The 23,100-nt window shown below is 46.2% G+C and carries 18 protein-coding genes and 1 pseudogene; 13 read left to right on the top strand and 6 right to left on the bottom strand.

The window, feature by feature from the left end; genetic code table 11:
- Positions 1–42: 42 nt before the first annotated feature.
- Positions 43–837 carry a phosphonate ABC transporter, permease protein PhnE gene (gene phnE, locus QUB13_RS20880; protein ID WP_333384222.1) on the top strand — a complete coding sequence of 265 codons (795 nt, stop codon included), beginning with the start codon at positions 43–45 and terminating at the stop codon, positions 835–837.
- Positions 838–953: 116 nt separating this feature from the next.
- Here phnE and QUB13_RS20875 read toward each other — a convergent pair whose 3' ends face one another.
- On the bottom strand, positions 954–6,413 hold the full coding sequence (locus QUB13_RS20875; protein ID WP_333384219.1) for a cadherin-like domain-containing protein: 5,460 nt from the start codon (positions 6,411–6,413) through the stop codon (positions 954–956).
- Positions 6,414–7,948: 1,535 nt separating this feature from the next.
- On the opposite strand from QUB13_RS20875, the gene QUB13_RS20870 reads away from it, so the two are divergent.
- The gene (locus QUB13_RS20870) at positions 7,949–8,203 is read left to right on the top strand and encodes a hypothetical protein (protein WP_194008558.1); all 255 of its coding nucleotides are present in this window, start codon (positions 7,949–7,951) and stop codon (positions 8,201–8,203) included.
- A 4-nt stretch (positions 8,204–8,207) separates the two neighbouring features.
- Positions 8,208–9,872 (top strand): CHAT domain-containing protein, encoded by a 1,665-nt coding sequence (locus QUB13_RS20865; protein ID WP_333384216.1) that lies wholly within the window; start codon positions 8,208–8,210, stop codon positions 9,870–9,872.
- A 377-nt stretch (positions 9,873–10,249) separates the two neighbouring features.
- Here the strand turns inward: QUB13_RS20865 and QUB13_RS20860 are convergent, their stop codons facing one another.
- Positions 10,250–10,429, bottom strand: a complete 180-nt coding sequence (locus tag QUB13_RS20860) for a hypothetical protein (RefSeq protein ID WP_333114429.1) — start codon at positions 10,427–10,429, stop codon at positions 10,250–10,252.
- A 1,059-nt stretch (positions 10,430–11,488) separates the two neighbouring features.
- Here QUB13_RS20860 and QUB13_RS20855 point away from each other — a divergent pair.
- Together QUB13_RS20855 and QUB13_RS20850 are read left to right on the top strand one after the other, a co-directional pair.
- Positions 11,489–11,899 (top strand): AbrB family transcriptional regulator, encoded by a 411-nt coding sequence (locus QUB13_RS20855; protein WP_194008561.1) that lies wholly within the window; start codon positions 11,489–11,491, stop codon positions 11,897–11,899.
- Between the two features lie 89 nt (positions 11,900–11,988).
- Positions 11,989–12,456, top strand: coding sequence for a regulatory protein RecX (locus QUB13_RS20850; RefSeq protein ID WP_333384212.1), 468 nt, complete (start codon positions 11,989–11,991; stop codon positions 12,454–12,456).
- Positions 12,457–12,689: 233 nt separating this feature from the next.
- Here QUB13_RS20850 and QUB13_RS20845 read toward each other — a convergent pair whose 3' ends face one another.
- The 3 genes from QUB13_RS20845 to QUB13_RS20835 are packed head-to-tail and all read right to left on the bottom strand — an operon-like array spanning position 12,690 to position 14,003.
- Entirely contained in the window at positions 12,690–13,205 is a 516-nt protein-coding gene (locus tag QUB13_RS20845; RefSeq protein WP_333384210.1) for a DUF4385 domain-containing protein, read from the bottom strand.
- On the bottom strand, positions 13,202–13,627 hold the full coding sequence (locus QUB13_RS20840; protein WP_194008564.1) for a DoxX family protein: 426 nt from the start codon (positions 13,625–13,627) through the stop codon (positions 13,202–13,204). Before QUB13_RS20840 ends, QUB13_RS20845 begins: the two co-directional genes overlap by 4 nt.
- A 13-nt stretch (positions 13,628–13,640) precedes the next feature.
- Positions 13,641–14,003: a hypothetical protein gene (locus tag QUB13_RS20835; RefSeq protein ID WP_333384206.1), complete on the bottom strand. Its 363-nt coding sequence runs from the start codon at positions 14,001–14,003 to the stop codon at positions 13,641–13,643.
- 517 nt (positions 14,004–14,520) lie between these two features.
- Here QUB13_RS20835 and QUB13_RS20830 point away from each other — a divergent pair.
- The 5 genes from QUB13_RS20830 to QUB13_RS20810 all read left to right on the top strand — a co-directional run bounded on the left by QUB13_RS20830 (position 14,521) and on the right by QUB13_RS20810 (position 17,730).
- A complete protein-coding gene (locus QUB13_RS20830; protein WP_194008566.1) occupies positions 14,521–15,012 on the top strand; it encodes a DUF4168 domain-containing protein in 492 nt (163 codons plus the stop codon).
- A gap of 255 nt (positions 15,013–15,267) precedes the next feature.
- A complete protein-coding gene (ureE, locus tag QUB13_RS20825; protein ID WP_194070002.1) occupies positions 15,268–15,705 on the top strand; it encodes an urease accessory protein UreE in 438 nt (145 codons plus the stop codon).
- Positions 15,706–15,870: 165 nt separating this feature from the next.
- Complete coding sequence (locus tag QUB13_RS20820) at positions 15,871–16,584, top strand: urease accessory protein UreF (protein WP_333384201.1); 714 nt, start codon at positions 15,871–15,873, stop codon at positions 16,582–16,584.
- Positions 16,585–16,628: 44 nt separating this feature from the next.
- Complete coding sequence (gene ureG, locus QUB13_RS20815) at positions 16,629–17,225, top strand: urease accessory protein UreG (RefSeq protein ID WP_333384198.1); 597 nt, start codon at positions 16,629–16,631, stop codon at positions 17,223–17,225.
- A 55-nt stretch (positions 17,226–17,280) separates the two neighbouring features.
- Positions 17,281–17,730, top strand: coding sequence for a Panacea domain-containing protein (locus QUB13_RS20810; RefSeq protein ID WP_333384195.1), 450 nt, complete (start codon positions 17,281–17,283; stop codon positions 17,728–17,730).
- A 377-nt stretch (positions 17,731–18,107) separates the two neighbouring features.
- Here the strand turns inward: QUB13_RS20810 and murG are convergent, their stop codons facing one another.
- Entirely contained in the window at positions 18,108–19,199 is a 1,092-nt protein-coding gene (murG, locus tag QUB13_RS20805; protein ID WP_442922187.1) for an undecaprenyldiphospho-muramoylpentapeptide beta-N-acetylglucosaminyltransferase, read from the bottom strand.
- Positions 19,200–19,384: 185 nt separating this feature from the next.
- Between murG and QUB13_RS20800 the strand changes: the two genes are divergently transcribed.
- The 3 genes and pseudogenes from QUB13_RS20800 to QUB13_RS20790 all read left to right on the top strand — a co-directional run bounded on the left by QUB13_RS20800 (position 19,385) and on the right by QUB13_RS20790 (position 22,970).
- Positions 19,385–20,332: a nuclear transport factor 2 family protein gene (locus QUB13_RS20800; RefSeq protein WP_333384192.1), complete on the top strand. Its 948-nt coding sequence runs from the start codon at positions 19,385–19,387 to the stop codon at positions 20,330–20,332.
- 400 nt (positions 20,333–20,732) lie between these two features.
- A pseudogene (locus QUB13_RS20795) lies at positions 20,733–21,975 on the top strand (ISL3 family transposase).
- A 206-nt stretch (positions 21,976–22,181) separates the two neighbouring features.
- Positions 22,182–22,970 carry an SDR family oxidoreductase gene (locus QUB13_RS20790; RefSeq protein ID WP_333384189.1) on the top strand — a complete coding sequence of 263 codons (789 nt, stop codon included), beginning with the start codon at positions 22,182–22,184 and terminating at the stop codon, positions 22,968–22,970.
- Positions 22,971–23,100: the final 130 nt, after the last annotated feature.

Here is a 23,100-nt window from a genome sequence, read left to right as displayed (position 1 = left end):
TCTTCGCGGTTCATTTAAATAAAAATCTAAAAATCAACGCAAATGACCGAAAAAAACTCATATAATTTATCTAAAAATTACGGCTGGCTCAAAAATCTCGGTATTGCAGCAGGCTTAATTGTACTTTACGGTTGGGCGCTGCGGGGACTAGAAATTGATGCAGAAACCCTGACCAACAGTTGGCCTTACATGACTGATTTTATTTCGCGCTTGTGGCCGCCAAATCTCGAAATAATTGACGTAGCAATTAAAGCTTTAATCGAAACAGTTCAAATGTCATTGTGGGGAACGACATTCGGAGCAATTTTGTCCATCCCAATTGCGATTTGTAGCGCCCGCAACATAGCACCAAAGTGGTTGCGTTGGTTGGCTAATTTATTGCAAAATGCCGTGCGTTCAGTGCCTTCAATTGTGCTGGGATTGCTGTTTGTATCGGCGACTGGTTTGGGCGCGCCGGCCGGTACTTTAGCGCTGGCAATTTATACGATCGGCTATCTTGCTAAATTTTATCAGGAGGCGATCGAATCTGTGGAAGCGCGATCGGTCGAATCGTTAGAAGTAGTCGGTGCATCTTGGCTGCAAGTAGCGCAATACGGAATTTTCCCGCAGGTATTGCCGCTAGCCCTCGGTTACACGCTGTGGATGTTCGAGTACAACATTCGGGCCGCTTCGGTGTTGGGAGTAGTGGGCGCTGGCGGAATTGGTTTTGAATTAGTCAATTATATCAGGTCTTTTGAGTACAATAAAGCAACAACAATGATGTTAGTGCTGTTAGTTGTAGTCACGGTGATAGATATTATTAGCAGCAATTGGCGGCAGCGGTTGGAAACAAAATAAAAATAGGTTGAGAAACAAAAGAAGGACACGGCCATGCTGTGTCCTTCTTTTATTGGGACACAGCAATGCTGTGTCCCCGCGCATATCCCCGATATTCAGAACGGAATTCTTGCCCTTTAGAACAAGAACAATTCAGAATTACCAGACACTCCCAAATCGACACTCACAGTAGCAAACAAACTGTTGCCACCAACCGTAGAACCGTTGCTATCGTAATACAGCTTAGTAGATGCAGACAAACTGTCGTAGATAGCCATGATCGACGGCCCGGTTAAAGTTGCTTCTAACGCAGTTACAGAAACTGTGCTGCTGTAAGCGTAGAAACTGGAACCCAAAGGCCCGGCGACCGCTCCCAATCCGATAAAAGCAGACTGGTCAATGTTAATTACATCATCAACAATGCTGTAATCGGTAATGATATCCCCGCCACCAGCAGTAGTTCCGGTGAACACAAACACATCAGCACCAAGCCCGCCGCTGAGAACATTTGTTCCCGCACCGCCGGTTAAAGTATCATTCCCGTCGCCGCCGAAGAGAGTATCGCTACCCGCGCCACCGAAGAGACTGTCATTACCAGCGCCACCGGAGATGCTGTCATCACCCGCGCCACCGTCGAAAATATCAGCACCAGAGCCACCGTTCAAAATATCGGAGAACTCAGTACCAGTGACGTTATTAGCACTCGCATCTCCGGTAAATAAAACAGGAGTGCTGAAATTGTAACCGCCAGCACCAGAACCGAAGTTGTTAAAGGCTACGGGGAAAGTATTCCCAGCAGCAGTTAAATCAGCAACGCTACCCGACGAGCTAGGAGAAGTTGCAACCGGAGCACTGGTAATCGTCCCTGTAAACACAAAGTCCGCAGTTCCCAAATTGCCAGCAGCAGTACCCAAGTTCGCAATAATTGTCGAACCGCCCGTCACCGTACCGTTCGAGTCAAACACCAACACAGTTTCGTTCGACGCATTGCTGTAGGCGAAGAAACCAGCACTTGTAGAACTGCCCAAAGCAGACGCTTGTGCAGCTTCCACCGTCGCATAAGTTCCGCCGGTGAAAATCACCAATTCTTTGCCAGTAATGTCAGGAGTTGAACCCGTCACACCGTCAAAGTTAGTAGTAGTCAAATTGCCAAATTCGCTGGCAGCAAACTGGAATTTATCAACCCCAAAGGTAAAGTCAGTAATCGTATCCGCGCCATCGCCTGGAGCCTTGTAACCAAAGATATCTGCACCGGAACCGCCAGTCAGAATATCCGCACCTCCACCACCAGTGATGATGTCAGCAAATTCAGTACCAGTGACGCTGTTAGCACTCGCATCTCCGGTAAATAAAACAGGAGTGCTGAAATTGTAACCGCCAGCACCAGAACCGAAGTTGTTAAAGGCTACGGGGAAAGTGTTCCCAGCAGCAGTTAAATCAGCAACGCTACCTGAGTTGGTAGTAGTACCAGTTGGGGAATTGCTAATTGAGCCAGTAAACAAAAAGTCTGCCGAGCCCAAACTTCCCGTAGCAGTACCCAAATTCGCAATTAAGGTAGAACCGCCCGCTAAAGTGCCGTTCGAGTCAAAATACAACACAGTCTCGTTCGACGCATTCGTAAAGGCGAAGAAACCAGCACTCGTTGAACTGCCGATGGCAGACGCTTGTGCAGCTTCCAAAGAGGCATAACTGCCGCCGGTGAAAATCACCAATTCTTTGCCAGTAATGTCAGGAGTTGAACCCGTCACACCGTCAAAGTTAGTAGTAGTCAAATTGCCAAATTCGCTGGCAGCAAACTGGAATTTATCAACCCCAAAGGTAAAGTCAGTAATCGTATCCGCGCCATCGCCTGGAGCCTTGTAACCAAAGATATCTGCACCGGAACCGCCAGTCAGAATATCCGCACCTCCACCACCAGTGATGATGTCAGCAAATTCAGTACCAGTGACGCTGTTAGCACTCGCATCTCCGGTAAATAAAACAGGAGTGCTGAAATTGTAACCGCCAGCACCAGAACCGAAGTTGTTAAAGGCTACGGGGAAAGTGTTCCCAGCAGCAGTTAAATCGGCAACGCTACCTGAGTTGGTAGTAGTACCAGTTGGGGAATTGCTAATTGAGCCAGTAAACAAAAAGTCTGCCGAGCCCAAACTTCCCGTAGCAGTACCCAAATTCGCAATTAAGGTAGAACCGCCCGCTGCCGTACCGTTCGAGTCAAAATACAACACCGTTTCGTTCGACGCATTCGTAAAGGCGAAGAAACCAGCACTCGTTGAACTGCCGATGGCAGACGCTTGTGCAGCTTCCAAAGAGGCATAACTGCCGCCGGTGAAAATCACCAATTCTTTGCCAGTAATGTCAGGAGTTGAACCCGTCACACCGTCAAAGTTAGTAGTAGTCAAATTGCCAAATTCGCTGGCAGCAAACTGGAATTTGTCAACCCCAAAGGTAAAGTCGGTAATTTTATCGCCGCCTTCTTTAGTTGTCGCGTAAACAAACAGATCCGCACCGCTGCCGCCGCTTAAGACATCCAAACCGAGGCCGCCGGTGATGGTATCGTTGCCGTCGCCGCCCTTGATGGTATCGTTAAAATTGCTGCCGACAATGTTGTCGTCGCCTCCTAAACCATCGAAATTAACGGCGGCAGGATAAGTGCCGAAATTAACATTGTCAGCGCCGGCAGTACCGACAGGAACATTTAGCGACGGGCCGCTGAAGACAAAGTTACTGATTTGCAGGCTAAATGTCAGCGAGAAACTGGTGACAATTTCAAAGCGCGCCCCAAAAGAAAATACCAGCACGGAACGGCCCGTAGCGGCATCTGTAAACTGACAGAAAACAGGCGCGTCGGTGTTGCCGCCCAAAGCTGCAAACCGCGCTTGCAAAGTGGCGATGCTGGTAACACTGATATCCGCACTAAAGTCGAGCAAGTTAGCGCTGCCGATCGAGCCAACAGCAGAATTAGCGGTAATTTCCAGTCGAGTCAAGCTAGAAACACTGAGATTAGCAAAAGCTGCTGTAGAAAGCTCTAAAACATCGTCATCGACATTAAAGTCAGTAATTAAGTCAGCTTCTACAACTGTTTGAATCTCTTGGCGGGAAACCAGATAAATAAAGCGATCCTTTCCAGCACCCCCAGTTAGAGTATTGGTTCCTACGCCGCCGTCAATCTCGTCATCATCATCGCCGCCTTTAATTTTGTCGTTGCCCGAGCCGCCTTTAATTTTGTTTTTGCCTTTACCGACTTCGATATCGTCATCGTCATCGCCACCGTCGATATCGTTATCGCCATCGCCGGCTTTAATTTTGTCCTTGCCCAAGCCTCCTTTAATTTTGTTTTTGCCTTTACCGACTTCGATATCGTCATCGTCATCGCCGCCGTCGATATCGTTATCGCCATCGCCGCCTTTAATTTTGTCCTTGCCTTGGCCGCCGATGATTTTGTCATTGCCACTACCGCTTGTAATGTCATCGCTGCCGTCGCTGCCTTGGATGTTGTTATTTAGCGTCGCCGAACCGACAATAACTTGAGGCGCTGTATTGCCCGCAAAATTAAAGACATTTTGCTCGACTTTCAAGCTAAAAGTCTGGTTGGCGAGTACATTTTTCCCGTCGCTAACTTCAAAACCAAAACTAGCGGCACCGACAAAACCTATGGCGGCTTGGAAAGTTAACAAACCGAGACTAATGTCTGCTTGAGTGAAGCTTAAACCAACTTGGGTTACGGCTACTCCCTTAAAGAATAGTTGCCCGGTTGTAGCATCAGGCAACTGCGTTACCTTAAAGACTGTGCCGCTAGCATTTGTTTCGCTATCGACAAACTTCAAGAAGTCAGAAGTAATAGTTATTTGGTTGCCGTCGGAACCGACAGTCAAACTCTTATTAGCTTCCGATCGCGGAGGGGCATTAACTACCGGGAGAGTTGGAATTCGAGTTGGAGTTGGAGTTGGAGTTGGAGCTACAGGAGTACCGTTAGCTCCCAAAAAGTCGCTAGCATCGAGAATTGTAGCGCTGACATTTAATAACAGCGCTAGCACAAAGCTATTGCTGCCCCGAATTTCGGTATTGATGCCGACTTGCACAAACGACAAGCTGCTAAAAATCAAGTCGCCAAATAGCAAAAACCTGTCGCTGCCGTCTGTGTAGTCAGTGATGACTGAACTGCCGGGACTGGTGGTGTTACTCATGACAAAAACGTCATTTCCAGCACCGCCGATACAGGTATGGTTGCCAGTACCGCCAACGATCGTATCGTTGCCGTTATTGCCCATCAAGGTGTCGTTGCCATTGCCGCCGCCGACAACGCTGTCGTCGCCGTCGCCACCGTCTGCCATATCATTGCCGTCGCCAGTCATGAGGGTATCGTTGCCGGCACCGCCCATCAAGGTGTCGTCGCCGGTGCCAGCGACAACGCTGTCGTCGCCGTCGCCGCCATCGCAAACGTCGTTGCCCGCGCCACCCATTAAGGTGTCGCCGCCGTCGCCGCCCATCACGCTGTCGTCGCCGTCGCCGCCATCGCAAACGTCATTGCCCGCGCCACCCATTAAGGTGTCGCCGCCGTCGCCGCCCATCACGCTGTCGTCGCCGTCGCCACCATCGCAAGCGTCATTGCCGGCACCGCCCATCACGGTGTCGTTGCCGGTGCCGCCCATTACGCTGTCGTCGCCGTCGTCGCCGTCGCAAACGTCGCTGCCGGCACCGCCCATCACGGTGTCGTTATCTTTGCCACCGTTAACGATGTCGTTGCCTTCGCCACCGTTAACGATGTCGTTGCCCCGATCGCCCCTGACGGTATCGTTGCCTTCGCCGCCGTCGCACTTGTCGTCGCCTTTGCCGCCGTACACGCTATCGCTACCTGCGCCGCCGTCAACCTCATCATTTCCGTCGTTGCCGTTTACCCAGTCATCGCCGTCATCGCCAAAACAAGTATCTTGGTCGCTGCCGCCCAAAATAGTATCGTTGTCTTTGCCGCCATATACCTTGTCGTCACCTTGGCCGCCGTCGCAAATGTCGTTACCGCGATCGCCTCTTATTTCATCGTCACCATCGCCGCCGTCGCAATCATCGTCATCTTTACCTCCGTAAAGCCGATCTTTGCCACCGTTTCCTCTCATTCTGTCTCGGCCTTTTTTGCCGAATATCACCTCGTCAGCGCTGGTGCCGACAATTAAGTCATCGTCATCGGTACCTTCGAGAGTCTGGCGAACGCTGCCGCTGCCATCTTCTGCGTCATCTGTGCGACCGGCACTTTCTTCGGGTATAGCAGCGTTAAATTCAGCCATTGTGCTGTCATCCTCAGCAGTTGTTTCGGATCTGCCGTTAGACTGATTCGGAACTTGGCTGTTACTGTTGCTAGGGGTGTTTTCGGCGATCGCGTCGTCAATTAACTTGGCTAATTCGCTATCAGACTCGATCGCGCTGGCGCTGCGGAAAGCCGTGAGTCGATCGAGTTCGCTGGCGGAAAGCCCGAACTCTGGTTCTTCGTCATCTAGGGCGATCGGTGCAAACAAATTGGTTTCTGTCAAGTCAGAAATTTGTGTTCGATCGCGATCGGGAAAAAGTGTTCCCGATACATTTCCTAACAACATTTCTTCTTCCATCGTTAATATTGTCTCCAAAAGATTGAGATTCTTAGAATCAGTTTATCAGCAAGGAGGAGACAGCAGAACAACAAATTATAATTTTATATTTTTGTCTGCTCTAGTGGCTGCTTTTCCACCTTTTTGTTATAGATGCTATTTAAACTGCCAGGGGTTATTTTGCTGTTTCTGCGAGTTCTCTCTCCGGCAATCGCCCACAAAAATAACTGAGCCACCACATACACAGCAAGTTTTGTACCGAAGTTCAGCTTGCTTTTGATGTTCTCCGTAATTTCTACAGTAAGCTGCGTATACTTGCGCTTAAGGGTAGATTTTCTACGTATTTTTACAGTGATTTAGCCTAATTTAAACTCGCAGATCGCAACTCCTAGACAACTACCTAAAATTTTTTTACCCCCAAATTTTCCCCTGGCTTTTCTGGCGATCGAGCCTGGTGCGCTGAATTTTTGTAACACTTCCAGCTCTGACAAATCCTTCCCTGACTTAAGGATTTGAATTCTTGATGTAAGTGACTGTACGCTTCTAATTTTAGTTCCCGATGATTAATTACAATTTTAAATAATTCGCCGTCGCAAATATTTGTTTTAATTTTCAGTCCGGCAATTCGATCTCGATCGCCCCGCTGCGATCGAACTAAAAAAAATATTTTTCCTGCAATATAAACAACTTAGCAAAAATCTATCTATCTTAAGACTGATTTGAGAAATCAGCAACCAACAGCAATCAAGGCAGGAGTTGTTTTTAGTGAAATTGACAAGCACAAAGAGACATTGCGATCGCAAATAATATCGTGTTGGCTCGCTTAAGCACAGTAATATTCGATGTGCTTGTTGACTTAAGTCCGCACTACAAACCCTATTGACTAGGCTTCTTTTTATCAACGATCAAAATGATTGTTTTTTGAAATTATGGGAATAATTTTATGAGAGTTGTATTGTTGAAAATTAAGATTTTTTAGCTTGCTCTTTTCTATTTAAATCTAAATACATTAATACATTTTGATAAAGAAGAATATCATAAAAGTGGTAAAATAGCAACCCTCAATTAGAAATTATCGATAGTCGCTCTATCGATTGCCGATCGCCCCTGAGACATCCCAGAAACAAGTACCGTGTCGCGTACTTCTGTCGGGAAGTCTCCAAATTTTAGAAGAAAGCTCTTACTAGCAGATTCAAAACCAAAACTCAATCTCAAATCTTCAAGGGCCCAATCTCAAATCGACGCTGCAGATGAGGATTCGGGGCTTACAGATGAGGTTCCGAGCCGACCAATTCATTAATTGACACAAAATCTAGATTTCAGATGGGGGGATGGTGGTAGAGGATAAGCGGTGAGTAGCGATCGGGCGATCGCCTCCCCGAAAAATTTACTCAAATTTACCTTTGATATTTCCCTGAAACCGGTGGGTGAGAGCTGAAGTAATTTTAATAAGAACTAGAGATCCGCTTGGTAAAGTACCTCCAATTTAACTTTACTCAGCAATGAGAAACTCAAGTTCCCACTGAATGTAAAGGGGTCTGCGGTAGAGGTGCAAAATGTTAAAGATAGCAAAATTGGAGAAAATTCCGCTTTCAATTAGCCGCAGGGCAATCAAAACTAATAAACTGTTATTAAAGTACAAGTTTTACACCCTCAAAGTGTTTGAACAAATATATTTGAGTTCTGCGTTCGCCCGATCGGGGGAAGCGCAATCAGAAAGTTTCATTCAAAGAGTAAAAATCAGTTTGTCGGTGGCGATTGCTAGCTGCAAAAACGCAGGCAAAATCAGAATTGAGGCGGGAGGGCGCTAAATCGGTGAACCAGGAATTTAAACTCTCAGTTACCCCAGTTGGGGACGATGAATATCTAGTACGGACAGAAAAGGTTGCACCCGGTGTACCCTTAGCAGAACAACAAGTCCGCTGGCCGATCGACGAATGGCTGGCGCTGTCTGCTCAACTGATGAACGACCCTTTGGTGGGCTTGCTCCAGGGAACTGCTACTGGCCGGGGACTGTCACGATCGGAAAAACACTCAGCGCCTTCTTTAGTAACCCTTGGGCAACAATTATATAGCGGGCTGTTTCAAGGAAACTTGCGCGACAGTTGGACTTGCGCTCAAGGCATCGCCCAGCACCGCCGAGATGTGCTGGAACTGCGGCTCGGGCTCAAAGGTAGGGACTTGCCGCGACTACCGTGGGAAGTTCTGCACGCGGGCGATCGCCCTTTGGCAACCGGCACCGACTTGGTGTTTTCTCGCTACCAACCAGGTACAAGTTTATTCAAACAAACCCGGATACTGCCAAGTGGCGGGCCGCTAAAAATTTTAATGGCGATCGCCTCTCCCAGCGATCGAGACAACTTGCAGCTTTCGCGAGAAGTGCTGCAGCTGCAACAAGAACTGCAAAACCGCAGCGCTAACCCCCTCAAAAACGGCTTCCATTCCCCGGAAATTCAACTGACTATTCTCGAACAGCCCGATCGAGAACAGCTTACCCAAGCCCTAGAACAAGGACATTACCAAGTCCTGCACTACGCAGGCCACAGCAACCCCGGTTCTAGAGGTGGCGAACTCTACCTAGTCAGCAGCCGCACCGGCTTAACCGAAACCTTGAGCGGCGACGACTTAGCGGGATTGCTGGTCAACAACGGCATTCAGATGGCTGTGTTCAACTCCTGCCGCGGTGCCTACGGCGGCCCATCAGGCATTACAGACGACAGCCCGGAACGCAACTTAACCGAAGCTTTAGTCAAGCGAGGCATTCCTGCGGTGCTAGCAATGGCAGAAAGCATCCCCGACGAAGTAGCCCTAACTCTGACGCGGCTGTTTTACCGGAATCTCAATCAAGGCTATCCAGTCGATCTCAGCCTGAGTCGGGCCAGGGCGGGACTAATTTCTACCTACGGTTCTCACCAGTTATATTGGGCTTTGCCCATTCTCTACCAGCACCCGGACTTTGACGGCTATCTGACCGGCGCTCCAACCCAAAGTACCGCATCCAGTCTCGGGCTGCAAATAATTGCGTCTGGAATGCCGTCGGCGGCCTCGTCTGGCACAGAATGGAAGAGGCCGTCTTCGGTGGCGGCGATCGCCCAAAACCCTCCACAGCCAGCCTATCAAACGGATGAGTCAGACAGTGAGGACGGCGAAGTCTGGGAATATTGTCCTGAGCAACTAAAAGATCGCAGGGATTGGATGAACCCGAGCGATCGACCATCGGCGACTAATTTACCCAACTCTATTTCCGATCCAAATTCTTCGGTTATTTCACCAAACCTTGTCGCTCAAAAGGCTCAGAAAGCGTTAAAAAAACCGGGATTAAAAAAATGTCTGGCGCTGACGCTTTGCTTGTTGCCGGTTGCTTTGAGTGCTGGCTTTGCTGGGTTGCGGTACTTGCAGCACCGCAGCGCGAAACCGGAACAGTTACTCCCGGAGATGCGGACTCCCCTGTCGCAAAATTATATTCAACAGATAAATTAAAATCGATTGCCCGATCGCAGGTGAGAACTTGTATCGCTCGATCGGGTTGTGAATCGAAACCATACTATTTGCCATTGGCGATTTGAGATTGGCGATCGGGATTTATATCATGTCCGGTCAATTTACCGCAATCAGTAAGGTTCGTAGTGCCGACGGTCGTCCGCACTACGAACCGTTTTTGTTATCAACCGGATTTGATATTACGCACTCCCGACAAAGAAACTGGGTTTTTTACCCTTACTGCGGATTGCAGCGAAGAATTTTGTCAAAAAACCCGGTTTCTGGCCCCCGGTGCGTAAGTCCTATTAATAAAGATTGACTTATTAGATCAGGGTTGGGAGTTGCCCTGCCGCTACATTCTTTGGGTGAAAATGGTATCAAAATCTGGTATAAGTCGCGAAATGCTCGATCGAGCATTCGTGGTGCGGCGTGCCGCCAATCAAACCCAGAGCCTTAACAATTAACAACAGAGTCACCGTCTGGAGCGAAAATGGTATGAACCTGCGGTGGCTTTTAAATTGTATATTTGCCTGACATCGCAAAAAATTCTCTCCCATCAGACCCTCAATCACCACACACAATTTAAATACCCAACAGCTTATTTCCTTCTTGGTGGCTGCGCGATGTTTCTGCCGCGCCGGTGGAGTCTGGTTTTAGGTGACGCTCCTACACCAACCGCAAGCGGTATGTTGTAGGCATCTGAGTTCGGTCAAGGATATCAATATCTTCCTTCATCGTTTCGCTCTACGGCGTTTTATAGTGAGGAACAGGTCCCGCCCCATTTGTCACATCAAAGCTGTTTTATCTAGATATAGATTGTTATTCTGCGATCGAAGATATGAGTATTTTACCACAATTATTACAATGAGTGCTCGTCTCGTCGCCATCTTTAAGAATGCTGGTTGGCTGGGCCCAACATCGCGGAGGGAGGATAGCTCCTCACAAAAGCGCGGCTCTCATCCCACTCGCCCAAAGATTATGGGCTGGGGATTCCCGCCTGTCTAGCTAAAACCCGTTCAACGAACAGGTGAAATTTGCTTGAATTTTTACCGGATTGCCATCGTCGGACTGTTTTCTGTGCGAGTTATATGCCGAACACCTTAATAGAAGATTGGGACTCGGTATTTGGGGTTTTGAGGGGATTGGCCGCCCGAAAAACAGGGTTTATAAGTAGCTAGCTGGTAGGGGGATCGAAAATATGTGCGACCTCGCCTTGTTGAGGTAAAAGTTAACCCCGCGCAGGTAAATGCTTTGGGCAGATTTGCAGCGATCGCGCTCTAGGTATTTCCATTCATGTCTGTCTTGTTTTTTACTTTGACTGCAGACAGGAGCTGGATTGGTGAATGCAGGGAACAGACTTTACTGTAAAAAAGTAAAGCATTTAATTTGCGACAATAATTCCTGCTGCGATCGCTCCAAGGGTTCAGACAACCATTTTAGTCGCCAGCAGCAAATAAATCGCCCTTCGAGCATCGACGAGTTGTACCCCCAGTTTTGAGGCTGCAGAAATTTATCCAGAATCCGATCTTTTTAATTCTTAGTATTGACAGTGAAACAAAGTTAATCTAATGTGTTGTAATTGATATAAGTAAACTCCAATAACCGAGGTAAGGTCAATGGCAGAAACAGCGACAGCACCCTTAACAGGAAAAGGTCTGCTTCAAAAAATCAAAGGCAGCGATTTGCCTCGCAGAGAACTTGCAAAGCTTTGCGGCTACTTCACCGTCAGCAAGAGTGGAGAAACACGGATTAACCTGGCTGAGTTTTACGATGCAGTATTAGCTGCTAAGGGCATTGAGCTAGAGAAATCTAAAGCAGACGGACGCGGACGAGAAGCGAGTTATCGCGCTAGCGTTCACAAGAATGGCTCGATCGTGATCGGGGCAAATTACACCCAAGAAATGGGATTAAAGCCAGGAGACGAGTTTGAAATTAAACTCGGATACAAGCACATTCGCTTGATTCAGATCGATGCGGACAGACCAGAGGTAGAATTGGCAGATGATGAGGAGGATACAGAAGAATAAAGGCGATCGCGATGCAGTCAGCCTAGGTTAAGGCTACTGGATTTGCATTCGTTACACGAGTATTTGCGCGCCACCATGCGATTTAACTGATGAGCTGTCTTGACTATTTCTATTTTCTCTTGTCTCGCAAAGACTACAGTGCCTCTGAACTTCGCAAAAAGGGGCAAGAGAAAGGTTTTGGCAATGAGGAAATATTGGAGGCGATCGCGCAAATTCAAGACCGGGGCTATCAGTCTGACACTCGCTTGGTGGCAAACTCGATCGCAAGTGCTGCGGGCAAATACGGGAAATCCGCCATCAAGCGCAAGTGCCTGCAAAAAGGAATTACTAGCGATTTATTCGAGCAAGTCTGGGAAGAAGAATTTGCCGAAAATCAGGATTCAGAAGCCCAAAAACTGGCAGAATTAAAAGCCAAAGTCATGCGGAAATACAAGATCGACGCGATCGATCAAATAGATCCAAAAACTAAGAGCAAAGTCTTGAACTACCTGCAATACAGGGGCTTTAATGCCTTTGAACTTTTGCGACAGTGGCAAACAGAAGAAGATGATGAGTAAATTGTAGGATTTGGTAAGTCAATTCGCCCCCGAGATAGGCAAGCACAACTGCATTGCTGCCCCGGGGGAGAAATGGTAATTTATAAGTAAGTTTTTGTAAGTTTATGCCCTATCGCGCCTGCTCAATTAACCGCAGGCGTTAACGGTTCGCGCCCGAAAGTCTGCAGCCTTCAAGCAGACTCGCATTCCGCACTACGAACCTCGTTTTTTATGATAATCGACGGGACAGGATGTCAATCCTCAGACTTGCTGGAAGAAGATTCATACATCTGCCGGTGTCTGGCTAAAAGCAGGAGATATTTCTCATTGGTTTTGGCCAGCATCCATTTGTCTTTAAAAATGGCGGCGGATTCTGCTTTCACCGGATCTGCATCTAGGGGTAAAATATCTTGGCGAGCCGCGGTTTGCTCTGCAACAGACTCCATTTTTTGAGGGTTCTGCTTGTATTTTCGACCGCTTTTGTGGTTGGCGTAGCGGCGCGATCGAGTATACCCCATTTGCAAGAACTTGCGCGCCATGTCCGCTCCCACAAAATCTTCGCCATCGAGATACTCTAAAAATAACGAGTAAATTTTGCTGCTGGACTCCCTGGCAATTTCAGGAGTCTTAAATCTCCAGAAAGGCAGAATTTCTCCTTTGTAGGGTTCCACCAACAGCACTCCTTGTTCTCCTTTCCCCACGCAATAAAGTTCTGGGTGCTGTCGAAAGTCGATGTTCTTAAAATCCGCATGGTAGTCGAACTGCTTCATGGGGCGTTTTTTGTCGTATCTGGAATTATAGAAGCCCGTGGTTTACCTTCGTCTGGTTTGGTATAAACCCAGGCCCAAGCAATCAAAACGGCTTGAAAAGGCAGCCTGAACCAATACACTAATGGGTTGTCGGGAATCCCTTCTATGGGTATGCTGTTGACGGCTTGATTGATATTAGCTGGAAATACGGCAATAAACAAGGCAATTAACCCCCACGCAGCCGCTCTGCTGACTGGCGGAACTAACAACCCAATACCGCCCAAAATCTCGAAAAAACCGCTGATATAAACCAATGCTTCCGGGTAAGGAAGCTGGGGCGGCATGATTCTGATAAAGGGTGCGGGTACTGCAAAGTGCAGCACGCCTACGGTACTGATAGCTACTGCGAGGATGACTCGCCAAATTTCTTTTTGAGCTTTCATGGGAAATCGGTAATTAATAATTGTTAACTTGCGGCGAAAATGCTTGCAAAAATTCGCTGTTTGCGATCGATATGACAAGAAGGCTCAGGCACAAAAATTCCAGCCCTCCGGGTTTTTCTAGTCTTGCCGGTGGCTGTAACAATCTTTGGTAGAAAAACTTGGTTTCTCGATAAGTCCGAGAAGTTTTCCCAGCCCGAAACTTGAGGAAGCGGGGCCGAATTGAAGGTTCGCAGGTGATGGCCGAAAACAGATAGCGCGGGTTTTGATAACAAGATTTTAGTCTGTAGTTCCCGAATGCTGCCTCTGTCTTGGGGTAGTAATACCCTGTGCGATCGATATCGATTACGATAACAAACCAGGTTCGCGCGTGCGTCATATCGTTTCCGGTTGCATCGGAATAATAAAATCGAGTCAACAGCAGTCAACAGTCAACAGTCAGCAGTCAGCAGTCAACAGTCAACAGTCAACAGTCAACAGTCATGAGGAGTGCAACCGGAATTGATATCATTCCCAATTCCCCAATCTAAAATCTAAAATCTAAAATCGTCTGATGGGCGATCGCACCTAAATACGAGTTATTTGTCAAGGAGTTTTAGAATTATTTAATATTTGAGCTGTGAGAATTATTTGTAGAGGGAATTATGAAACGCACCGCAATGAAAATGAGCGTCTAAATACTGTGCTCTGTCAACTTCTGGTGAGATGTTAGGATGGATCTAACGATCGAGTTTGCTAAAAAGTCGATCGCCCTAGCAACCGCGCAAATCCTTCTACTTGAATTAAAGATTGTTACGCTTGTCGGCAGGAACTTTTTAGCCACCACATGATTCACAAATATTGAGCCTCCCAGCGCTGTGTCATTTTTATTTACACGCAAGCAATCACCGACGACCATGAACACCTTAACCAACAACTCTAAATTTCGCCTAAACCCGATGCTACGGCAATCGCTGTTCTCCGTCATCATATCTGCAGCAGCTTTGGCTACCGGATGGGCCCCTGGCTTGTACGGACAATCCCCAAACCTCGTTTTCGGATCAGCAGCCCAAGCTCAAGCCATTAGCAACACCGAAATTACTAACTACGCTCGCGCTGTCTTGTCAATAGAACCCAGACGGGTGCAAGCTTATCAGGAAATTAAAGGAATGGCTGGAGGCTCGGTACCCAGAGTAGTGTGCAACGAAACTCAGGAAATTAACAGGCTGTCGGGAGGTGTTCGCGGCGTGGCTGTGAATTACTGCGACCAAGCTAAAAAAATTATTGAAAGCAATAACTTGACAGTTAGACGCTTCAACGAACTCACTTTGCTGCAGCAAGCAAATCCGGCAGTCAAACAGCAAATTCAAGCCGAGCTGCTGCGGCTACAACAAGCGGGAAATCAATAAAATCGAGTGTTTGAGTCTTTCTTCCTCTCCCGTTCTGTTGTTAGAGTTACTGGGCGTTATGCGAAAATAGTTAAGAAAGGGATCTCGCCTGTAATAAAGTGCTTGACAAAACGAGCCAAACATGGTATGCAAGGACGGGAGCGGTTCAGAGAGATGACAATTTTGTAACTCGCTGTCAGTCGTTATTAAAGATAAAAAAGATATTCCTCAAAAACTAGATGTGAAGCGAGTTAAATTGAGGAATAAAATAAAAAAATGCTAACTTTCACCAAACATTTGCCTGCAAATCCCGATGCTGCTGTCAGCTTTACTTTAGCGATGACAGCCGACGATCGCACTCGCAGCCGCCACCAATTCGAGACAGAAGGTGGGGAAAAACTGCACCTGAGTTTACCCAGAGGTACGGTATTGCGCGATCGAGATTTATTGCAGTCGGAAGATGGTAGCTGTTTGGTACAGGTAAGTGCAAAACCCGAACCGGTAATCACAGCGCGCGCCTCGACTAAGCTGCTACTGCTGCGGGCGGCTTATCATTTAGGAAACCGTCACGTAGCTTTAGAAGTTACCGATAATTATTTAAGGCTTTCTCCCGACTCTGTTTTGCAGGGAATGCTCGAAAAAATGGGTTTGGAAGTTATAGAAGAAATTGTACCGTTTCAGCCGGAAACGGGCGCTTACGGCCACAGCCATTAGGTATTGGGAATGGGGAATGGGGAATGGGGAATGGGGAATGGGGAATGGGGAATGGGGAATGGGGAATGGGGAATGGGGAATGGGGCATTGCAAACAACAACCAACAAATAACAAATAACAAATAACAAATAACAACAGTCAACAGTCAACAGTCAACAGTCAACAGTGAACAATCAACTTTTATGTTTGTTGCAGCTAGCTTTTGCACCTGTGGGAGCTTATAGTTATTCTGAGGGAATCGAAAGTCTGGTAGAAACCGGTGCGATCGACAGCGAGATTAGTTTGAGGAATTGGTTGGATAATTCCCTGAAATTTGGGGCGGTGCGAGTAGAAGCTGCTGTGGCGATACGGGCTTTGAGGGCGGCAAAAATTGGGGATTTGAGGGCTTTGAGTTACTGGAATGCTTGGGCGACTGCTGCTAAGGAAAGTGAAGAGTTGCGCTTGCAAAGTTGGCAGATGGGACGGACTTTGACGCGGTTGTTGCTGGATTTGCGTGAAGCGAAGCTATCCCGCAGGGAATCGCCCGTTGTTTCTGATTTAACAACTATTGTCAAAGATTTGGTGGAAGTTGGGGGCAATCCGTGCAATTTTGCGATCGGCTTTGGGATAGCGGCGGCTTGTTGGCAGATTGAAGAGGAAGCGGCCGTGGTAGGATATTTGTACAGTTGGGCTGCAAATTTGGCTAGTGCTGGCGTGAAACTGATTCCTTTGGGTCAAACTGCAGGCCAGCAATTGTTGTTAGATTTGCATTCTCAAATTAACTCTACGGCGCGAGAAGTTTTAAGATTAGAAGATGATGATCTTGCTAGTTGCAGTTGGGGATTGGGACTGGCTAGCATGGCGCACGAAACTCAGTACACTCGGTTGTTTCGCAGTTAAAAATCAGAAAATCTAAAATCTAAAATCTAAAATCTAAAATCGATATGAGTGCTTTTCGTGTAGGAATTGCTGGCCCGGTTGGTTCGGGAAAAACTGCTTTGCTTGATGCTTTGTGTAAGGCGCTGCGACAGCAGTACCAGATTGCTGTGGTTACTAATGATATCTATACTCAGGAAGATGCACAGTTTTTGGTTCGGAGTCAAGCTTTGGAGAGCGATCGCATTTTGGGCGTAGAAACGGGAGGCTGTCCCCACACAGCTATCCGCGAAGATGCTTCGATCAACTTGGTAGCTATAGAAGAGTTAGAACACAAATTCACTGATTTAGATTTAGTCTTTGTCGAAAGCGGCGGCGACAATTTGGCGGCAACTTTTAGCCCGGAGTTGGTGGATTTGACAATTTACGTGATTGATGTGGCTGCGGGGGATAAAATTCCGCGCAAGGGCGGGCCGGGAATTACTAAATCAGATTTATTAGTGATTAATAAGATAGACCTCGCGCCTTTTGTGGGTGCAGATTTGGCAGTGATGGAACGGGATGCTAAAAAGATGCGCGGGGAGAAACCTTTTGTTTTTACTAACTTGAAGACAAAGGAAGGATTAGCGTCGGTGGTTGATTTTGTGAAGCTGAATGTCGCCTAGGGCGATCGCATCTAGTATGATGGAAATAAGCCGTTTAATGATAACTAAGTAAGTTATGCTGAGTTGTGATGATGCAGCCAAATACTTTTTGGCTCAGGTAAGTGAAGATGCTGGCGATCTGATATCTAATCTCAAACTTCAGAAATTGCTTTACTATGCTCAAGGCTTTCATTTAGCTTTGTACGACGAACCGCTATTTCCTGAAGCGATAGAAGCATGGACTCACGGGCCGGTTGTTCCTGATTTATACCGTCACTATAAAAAGTATGGTGCTGGTGCAATTCCATGTCCTGAAGATATAGACTTTTCGATTTATGACGAAGAAACTAAGAGCCTGCTTGATGAAGTTTACTCAGTGTTTGGGCAGTTTGCTGCATGGAAGTTACGCAACATGACGCAAGAAGAATATCCCTGGAAACTTGCCGCTCAAAATAGCGGTACAATTACTCATCAATCGCTTCAGGAATACTTCAAGACTCAACTCAATTGTGAAGAAGCAGTTTAAGGCAAATCAACGCCAAGAAACAAGAACCAAGATTTCATAAAACTCGGCGGTTGAAACCGCAACTATACAAACGAAGTCCGCCTTCGCGGACTCAAGACTTGAATTGCATTAATTCGCAAATTATCTTGACATTATCTGCCTTCCGAAGCGTTCATCTGCGGTTTTCTTTTAAATCAAAGCCGTAAGGTGCGTCGCCATCGAGAATCCTCAAAAAAGAGCGACAATCCAATAGCGACGCACCTGTTATATCGCGGGATCATGTGAATAAAACTAACATTTTTGTTGTAGTAAACTTTTTTATAAATGCTATAGAACTACGAATACTGTTCCATAAGTTTTGACAAATGGTATAAATTAGTAGCGATGTCAAATTTGCGCTACCGACTCAACAATTCCCTGACCAAATTTGCCAAACGTTCCGTACTGTCTGTCACCGCTAAGTGAGCAGCAGCTTGAGACATTTTGGCCAAATATTCGGAATCTTTTAACAGATACAGCACTTTGCTTTGCAATACTTCTGCTGTCAGTTCGCTTTGACGGAATACTGCGGCGGCTCCTGATGCTGCAAATACTTCGGCATTAAATCTTTGGTGGTCGTCAGCGGCGTAAGGAAAAGGAATTAAAATAGAAGGTACTCCAGTAACAGCTAATTCTGTCAGAGCACTAGCGCCCGATCGACTAATTGCGATATTTGCTCGTTGCAACAAACTCGCCACATTGTCGTAAAATGGCATTGACAAATATTGCTCGTGCTTCAAACTCTCAGCATCCGGGTCATTATTTCCGGTGAGGTGAACTACCCAAGCACCAGCCTCAAACCAAGCCGGAGCACACTCGCGCACTAACTGATTGACTGCGACAGCACCTTGAGAGCCGCCCATGACTAAAATTACAGGTACGCTGTCAGGAATTGGTAACTTTAGAGGTTGCGGCGTGAGGAATTGCGATCGCACCGGCGTACCAGCAACCACGGTTTTCGCGCGGGGTAAATGTTTGGCTGCTGCTGCAAATCCGATCGCCACAGCAGTGCAAAAAGGACTAAACCACCGCGTCACCTTTCCGGGAATTGCATTAGATTCGTGGAGAATCACCGGCAAACCCAAAGAGCGAGCCGCCAAAATTGCAGGTGCTGCGATGTAACCGCCGGTAGTAAACACTCCCTGAAAATTTCCTTCTTTGAGCAACTTTCGCACCTTAAGGATCGAGCCGAGCAATCCGCCCAAAATACGCGCTGTACCGAGTCCAAATCGCTGCTGAAAGCCTTCGACTGCGATCGTGTGGAGGGGATAAAGCGATGAAACTAACTGCGTTTCCATGCGGTCTGGGACTCCCAGCCATTCAATGTGACAGTCGGCCAACTCGGCGGCGGTGGCGATCGCTGGAAATAAATGTCCTCCGGTACCGCTAGCTGCAACCAACAACCGCAGGGGGGCTTTTGTCAAGGTATTTGTCTCTTTTACAAGTTCCACAGGTCGATCGATTTTAGATTAGAGGTTTTAGATTATTATGCTTATTATTCCGGCAGTTTCAGCCAATTTTCAATCAGCCATCTAAAATTAGATTGTGCCATGTCCCTCCTTCCGTTGTCAGTTTTCGTTGCAGGCGAACAATTGCCCGTGCCGCGACCCCTGACAAATAACCAAAGTATCATCTAATGCGTAATTTGTTGAATTTAGTGCCAAGTGTATCTCAGTATTTTTGCAGCCGTCGGGACGAAAAAGCCGATCCTCTTCGTTGGCGCAGCCCCCGTAGGGGCGGGCTGCGCCAACGCCCGATCGTTTTTGGCTTTAACTGCGGGCTGTCGATCGCTCAAATGTTGTTATGTTTAACAGCGGTAAGTGCTGGCGTGCTGCATCCGACTGCTGTAGCGGCGATCGCGCCGATGGGGGCTACTCCCAGGGCGATCGTCCAAACCCCAGCCAATGCGCCCGCCCCCCTCACCAAACTGCTAACAGAAATTGACGCAGCAGCCAACCGACGCGATGTCAAAGCAGTCATGGCATTTTACAGCGAAAATTTCACCCATTCTGACGGCTTAAACAGCCGCATCATGGAAAAAGCCCTCACCCAACTCTGGGATCGATATCCGAGTTTAAATTACCGCACCGATCTCAAATCTTGGAAAACCGAAGGTAACGCCATTATCGCCGAAACCGTAACTACAATTACCGGCACTCATAAAAAAGATGGAATCGACTTAAATCTCAAAGCTACCATCCGTTCTCAGCAGCGTTTTGAAGGTGAAAAAATAGTTAAGCAAGAGATTTTAGCAGAACAAACTGAGCTGACTTCTGGTAAAAATCCTCCCACAATTCAAGTGAGTTTTCCCGAACAAGTGAAAGTCGGGGAAGAGTACCATTTTGACGCCATTGTTCGAGAACCAATCGGCGACGATATTTTAATAGGAACTGTTTTGGATGAACCGATTAGCGAAAAAACATTGTTTAATCCGTCAGAAATAGACTTAGAGTTGCTGAATTCTGGGGGTATTTTTAAAGTAGGTAAAGCCCCGGCCACGCCAGAGAATCGCTGGATATCAGCAGTTTTGATGCGACAAGGCGGAATTGCAACGGTTAGCGTGCGCTTGCGGGTTGTCAAGTAATAAAAATAGGTGTTATGGGAATTGTTGAGTGTTGAGTGTTGAGTGTTGACTGTTGGCTGTTGAGTGTTAACTGTTGAGTGTTGACTGTTGACTGTTGGCAGTTGACTGTTGGCAGTTGGCAGTTGGCTGTGAATATTAATGTTATTAGTTATTAGTAGCCCCAAGCGAATAACTAAGCTGTCACGCATTTAAATTGTATGTTCAGGGCGGGACACCCACAAAATTTAGATGTTTTTTGGGTTCTTCCTTACTTACTATGCTAAATCAATAGCTAAATCAGTGAAAATATTTGAACAAATATATAGAAAAGTAAATCAAGTCCATGTTAAGCTTGATGCAGGGCTAGTTTAATTGTTAATTATCAAAGAGCCACAAGAGTTTTTGAGAGCGAATTACAGTCATGACCACAAAAAAGGGTACTAAAGTTCTAACAGAGATCCTGAATATACAAGGAATTAAAGTAACTCAAATGAGTCAAGTACCAGGAATTGGAATAATATTACAGGTGGAGTCAATCCCGCGAGAAAGTCATTGTCATCATTGCGGGAGAAAAAGTAATAGATTACATCAAAATCATCGATATGTAGTAAAAGATTTATCATGGGGAGAACAGCCAGTATTTTTAGAAATAAACAGGCGACAGTTTAAATGTAAAAAATGTGGCAAACCATTTAGCGAAAAATTGGACTTTGTGAACAACCGAAGAACTTATACAAAACGACTGGCAAATACAACAATCAAGTCAGTTTTGTCGAGTGATATTCACAGTGTAGCAAAACAAGGAGTAGTCACAACAGAAGAAATAGAAAGAATGTTGTCAGATGCTTCAGAAAAATTATCGTCAAAACCATCAAATTTAAAAAAACTAGGAATTGATGAAATAGCTTTAATCAAAGGCCAAGGAAATTACTGTGCCGTATTAATCGATTTAGAAACATCTAAATTAATTACAATTGTCAAAGGAAGAACACAAGCTGAAATTGAGCCAGTCCTTAAATCATGGGGTTCAGAGGTCAAGCGAACAAATAGAAGAAGTAAGTATAGATTTGTGGAAAGGTTACAAAACCCTAGTACAAAAGCTTATGCCAAATGCTCAAGTAGTAGCGGATAGATTTCATGTAATGGTACAAGTCAACAAGGAGTTAGATGCACAAAGAAAGCGCGAAAGAAGGCAAGTAATAGATTTAAGGAAAAAATCAAAATCGTCCAAAAAAGCAGTAAAATATCAAGAAATATTAGAGGTAATAAACGACAGTAAATATTCATTATTAAAGAATAAAGATAATTTAAGTGAAGAGCAAAACATCAAATTAATGGAGGTTAAAAAACTGTTTCCCAATCTGGCAGAAATGCATAAATTAAAAGAAAAATTCCGACAAATATTTGAAAATAAAAAAACAAATTGGTTGAGGGGATTGTTGAGAATTGGGATCTGGCAAAAAAGAGCCAAACAATATTTTCCAGATACTGTGAAGACTATTACTAATTGGTTTGACGAGATAATTGCTTACTTTGATAATAGGACAACAAGTGGTATTGTTGAAGGTATTAACAACAAACTTAAGTTAATAAAACGTTCTGCCTATGGCTTTAGGAATTTTGAAAACTACAAAAATAGATGTTTGCTGTCCTGGGCATTTTAAGTGTTAGTTTAGCATACCAAGTAAGGAAGAACCGTTTTTTGACATTCAATTTAACTGCCGCAATAACCCATAACAAATAACAAATAACCGATAACCCATAACAAATAACCGATAACCCATAACAAACAACCAATAACAAATAACAGATAACAAATAACCAATAACAAATAACCAATAACAAATAACCAATAACAAATAACCAAAAAATGATTTCTATCCAAAATCAAATTGTTTTCATTACGGGTGCGAGTAGCGGTATCGGAGCGGCTTGTGCCCAGATATTTGCCAAAGGTGGAGCGAAACTAATTTTAGCAGCCCGCCGCGTTGAAAAGCTCGATCGACTGGCAAAGGAACTTGTAGAAACAAAATCCGTCGCGTCGATGAACGAGATTTACTTGCTAGAATTGGACGTGCGCGATCGCCCGCAAGTCGAATCGGCGATCGCTGCGCTTCCCGATGCGTGGAAAAACATCGATATTCTGATTAACAATGCCGGATTGAGCCGCGGTTTAGACAAACTGCACGAAGGCAACTTTCAAGATTGGGAAGAAATGATTGATACCAATGTGAAAGGCTTGCTTTACATGACTCGCTACATCGTACCGGGAATGGTCAGCCGAGGCGGCGGCCACGTAGTGAATATCGGCTCAATAGCAGGCCGCCAAGCTTACCCGAAAGGTAGTGTTTATTGTGCTTCCAAAGCAGCGGTGAGAGCGATTTCTGATGGGTTGAAACAAGACCTTTTGGGAACAGCGGTGCGAGTGACGGAAATAGAACCCGGTTTGGTGGAAACAGAATTTAGCAATGTCCGGTTTCACGGCGATGCAGAAAAAGCGAAGAATGTCTATCAAGGACTGACACCTTTGACGGCGGATGATGTAGCCGATGTAGTATATTTTTGCGCCACGCGATCGCCCCACGTCAATATTAGCGAAGTCTTGCTAGTTCCGACAGACCAAGCTAGTGCAACTCTGGTTCACCGCAAAGAAATTTGAATTTTTAGTGGCGACTGTCCGGATTGCGATGAAATTCCCAGGAAAGTGGATTGGTAGATGCACCCTGATTAATTAACTCCCGACCAATTTTGGCCGGGTTTTTTTTGGCAAAAATTAGGTATAACAACAG

Origin of the sequence: Microcoleus sp. B4-D4 (assembly GCF_036705185.1) — a bacterium.
Lineage (GTDB): Bacteria > Cyanobacteriota > Cyanobacteriia > Cyanobacteriales > Microcoleaceae > Microcoleus.
The sequence above is the reverse complement of the archived record's forward strand: the minus strand, read 5'-3'. Positions and strand labels throughout refer to the sequence as shown.

What these genes read in the sequence shown, in the direction of transcription:
- phnE (WP_333384222.1), top strand. Translation starts at nt 43, where the DNA reads ATGACCGAAAAAAACTCATATAATTTATCTAAAAATTACGGCTGGCTC.
- QUB13_RS20875 (WP_333384219.1), bottom strand. Translation starts at nt 6,413, where the DNA reads ATGGAAGAAGAAATGTTGTTAGGAAATGTATCGGGAACACTTTTTCCC.
- QUB13_RS20870 (WP_194008558.1), top strand. Translation starts at nt 7,949, where the DNA reads ATGTTAAAGATAGCAAAATTGGAGAAAATTCCGCTTTCAATTAGCCGC.
- QUB13_RS20860 (WP_333114429.1), bottom strand. Translation starts at nt 10,429, where the DNA reads ATGGGAGAGAATTTTTTGCGATGTCAGGCAAATATACAATTTAAAAGC.
- QUB13_RS20855 (WP_194008561.1), top strand. Translation starts at nt 11,489, where the DNA reads ATGGCAGAAACAGCGACAGCACCCTTAACAGGAAAAGGTCTGCTTCAA.
- QUB13_RS20850 (WP_333384212.1), top strand. Translation starts at nt 11,989, where the DNA reads ATGAGCTGTCTTGACTATTTCTATTTTCTCTTGTCTCGCAAAGACTAC.
- QUB13_RS20845 (WP_333384210.1), bottom strand. Translation starts at nt 13,205, where the DNA reads ATGAAGCAGTTCGACTACCATGCGGATTTTAAGAACATCGACTTTCGA.
- QUB13_RS20840 (WP_194008564.1), bottom strand. Translation starts at nt 13,627, where the DNA reads ATGAAAGCTCAAAAAGAAATTTGGCGAGTCATCCTCGCAGTAGCTATC.
- QUB13_RS20835 (WP_333384206.1), bottom strand. Translation starts at nt 14,003, where the DNA reads ATGACGCACGCGCGAACCTGGTTTGTTATCGTAATCGATATCGATCGC.
- QUB13_RS20830 (WP_194008566.1), top strand. Translation starts at nt 14,521, where the DNA reads ATGAACACCTTAACCAACAACTCTAAATTTCGCCTAAACCCGATGCTA.
- ureE (WP_194070002.1), top strand. Translation starts at nt 15,268, where the DNA reads ATGCTAACTTTCACCAAACATTTGCCTGCAAATCCCGATGCTGCTGTC.
- ureG (WP_333384198.1), top strand. Translation starts at nt 16,629, where the DNA reads ATGAGTGCTTTTCGTGTAGGAATTGCTGGCCCGGTTGGTTCGGGAAAA.
- QUB13_RS20810 (WP_333384195.1), top strand. Translation starts at nt 17,281, where the DNA reads ATGCTGAGTTGTGATGATGCAGCCAAATACTTTTTGGCTCAGGTAAGT.
- QUB13_RS20800 (WP_333384192.1), top strand. Translation starts at nt 19,385, where the DNA reads ATGCGTAATTTGTTGAATTTAGTGCCAAGTGTATCTCAGTATTTTTGC.
- QUB13_RS20790 (WP_333384189.1), top strand. Translation starts at nt 22,182, where the DNA reads ATGATTTCTATCCAAAATCAAATTGTTTTCATTACGGGTGCGAGTAGC.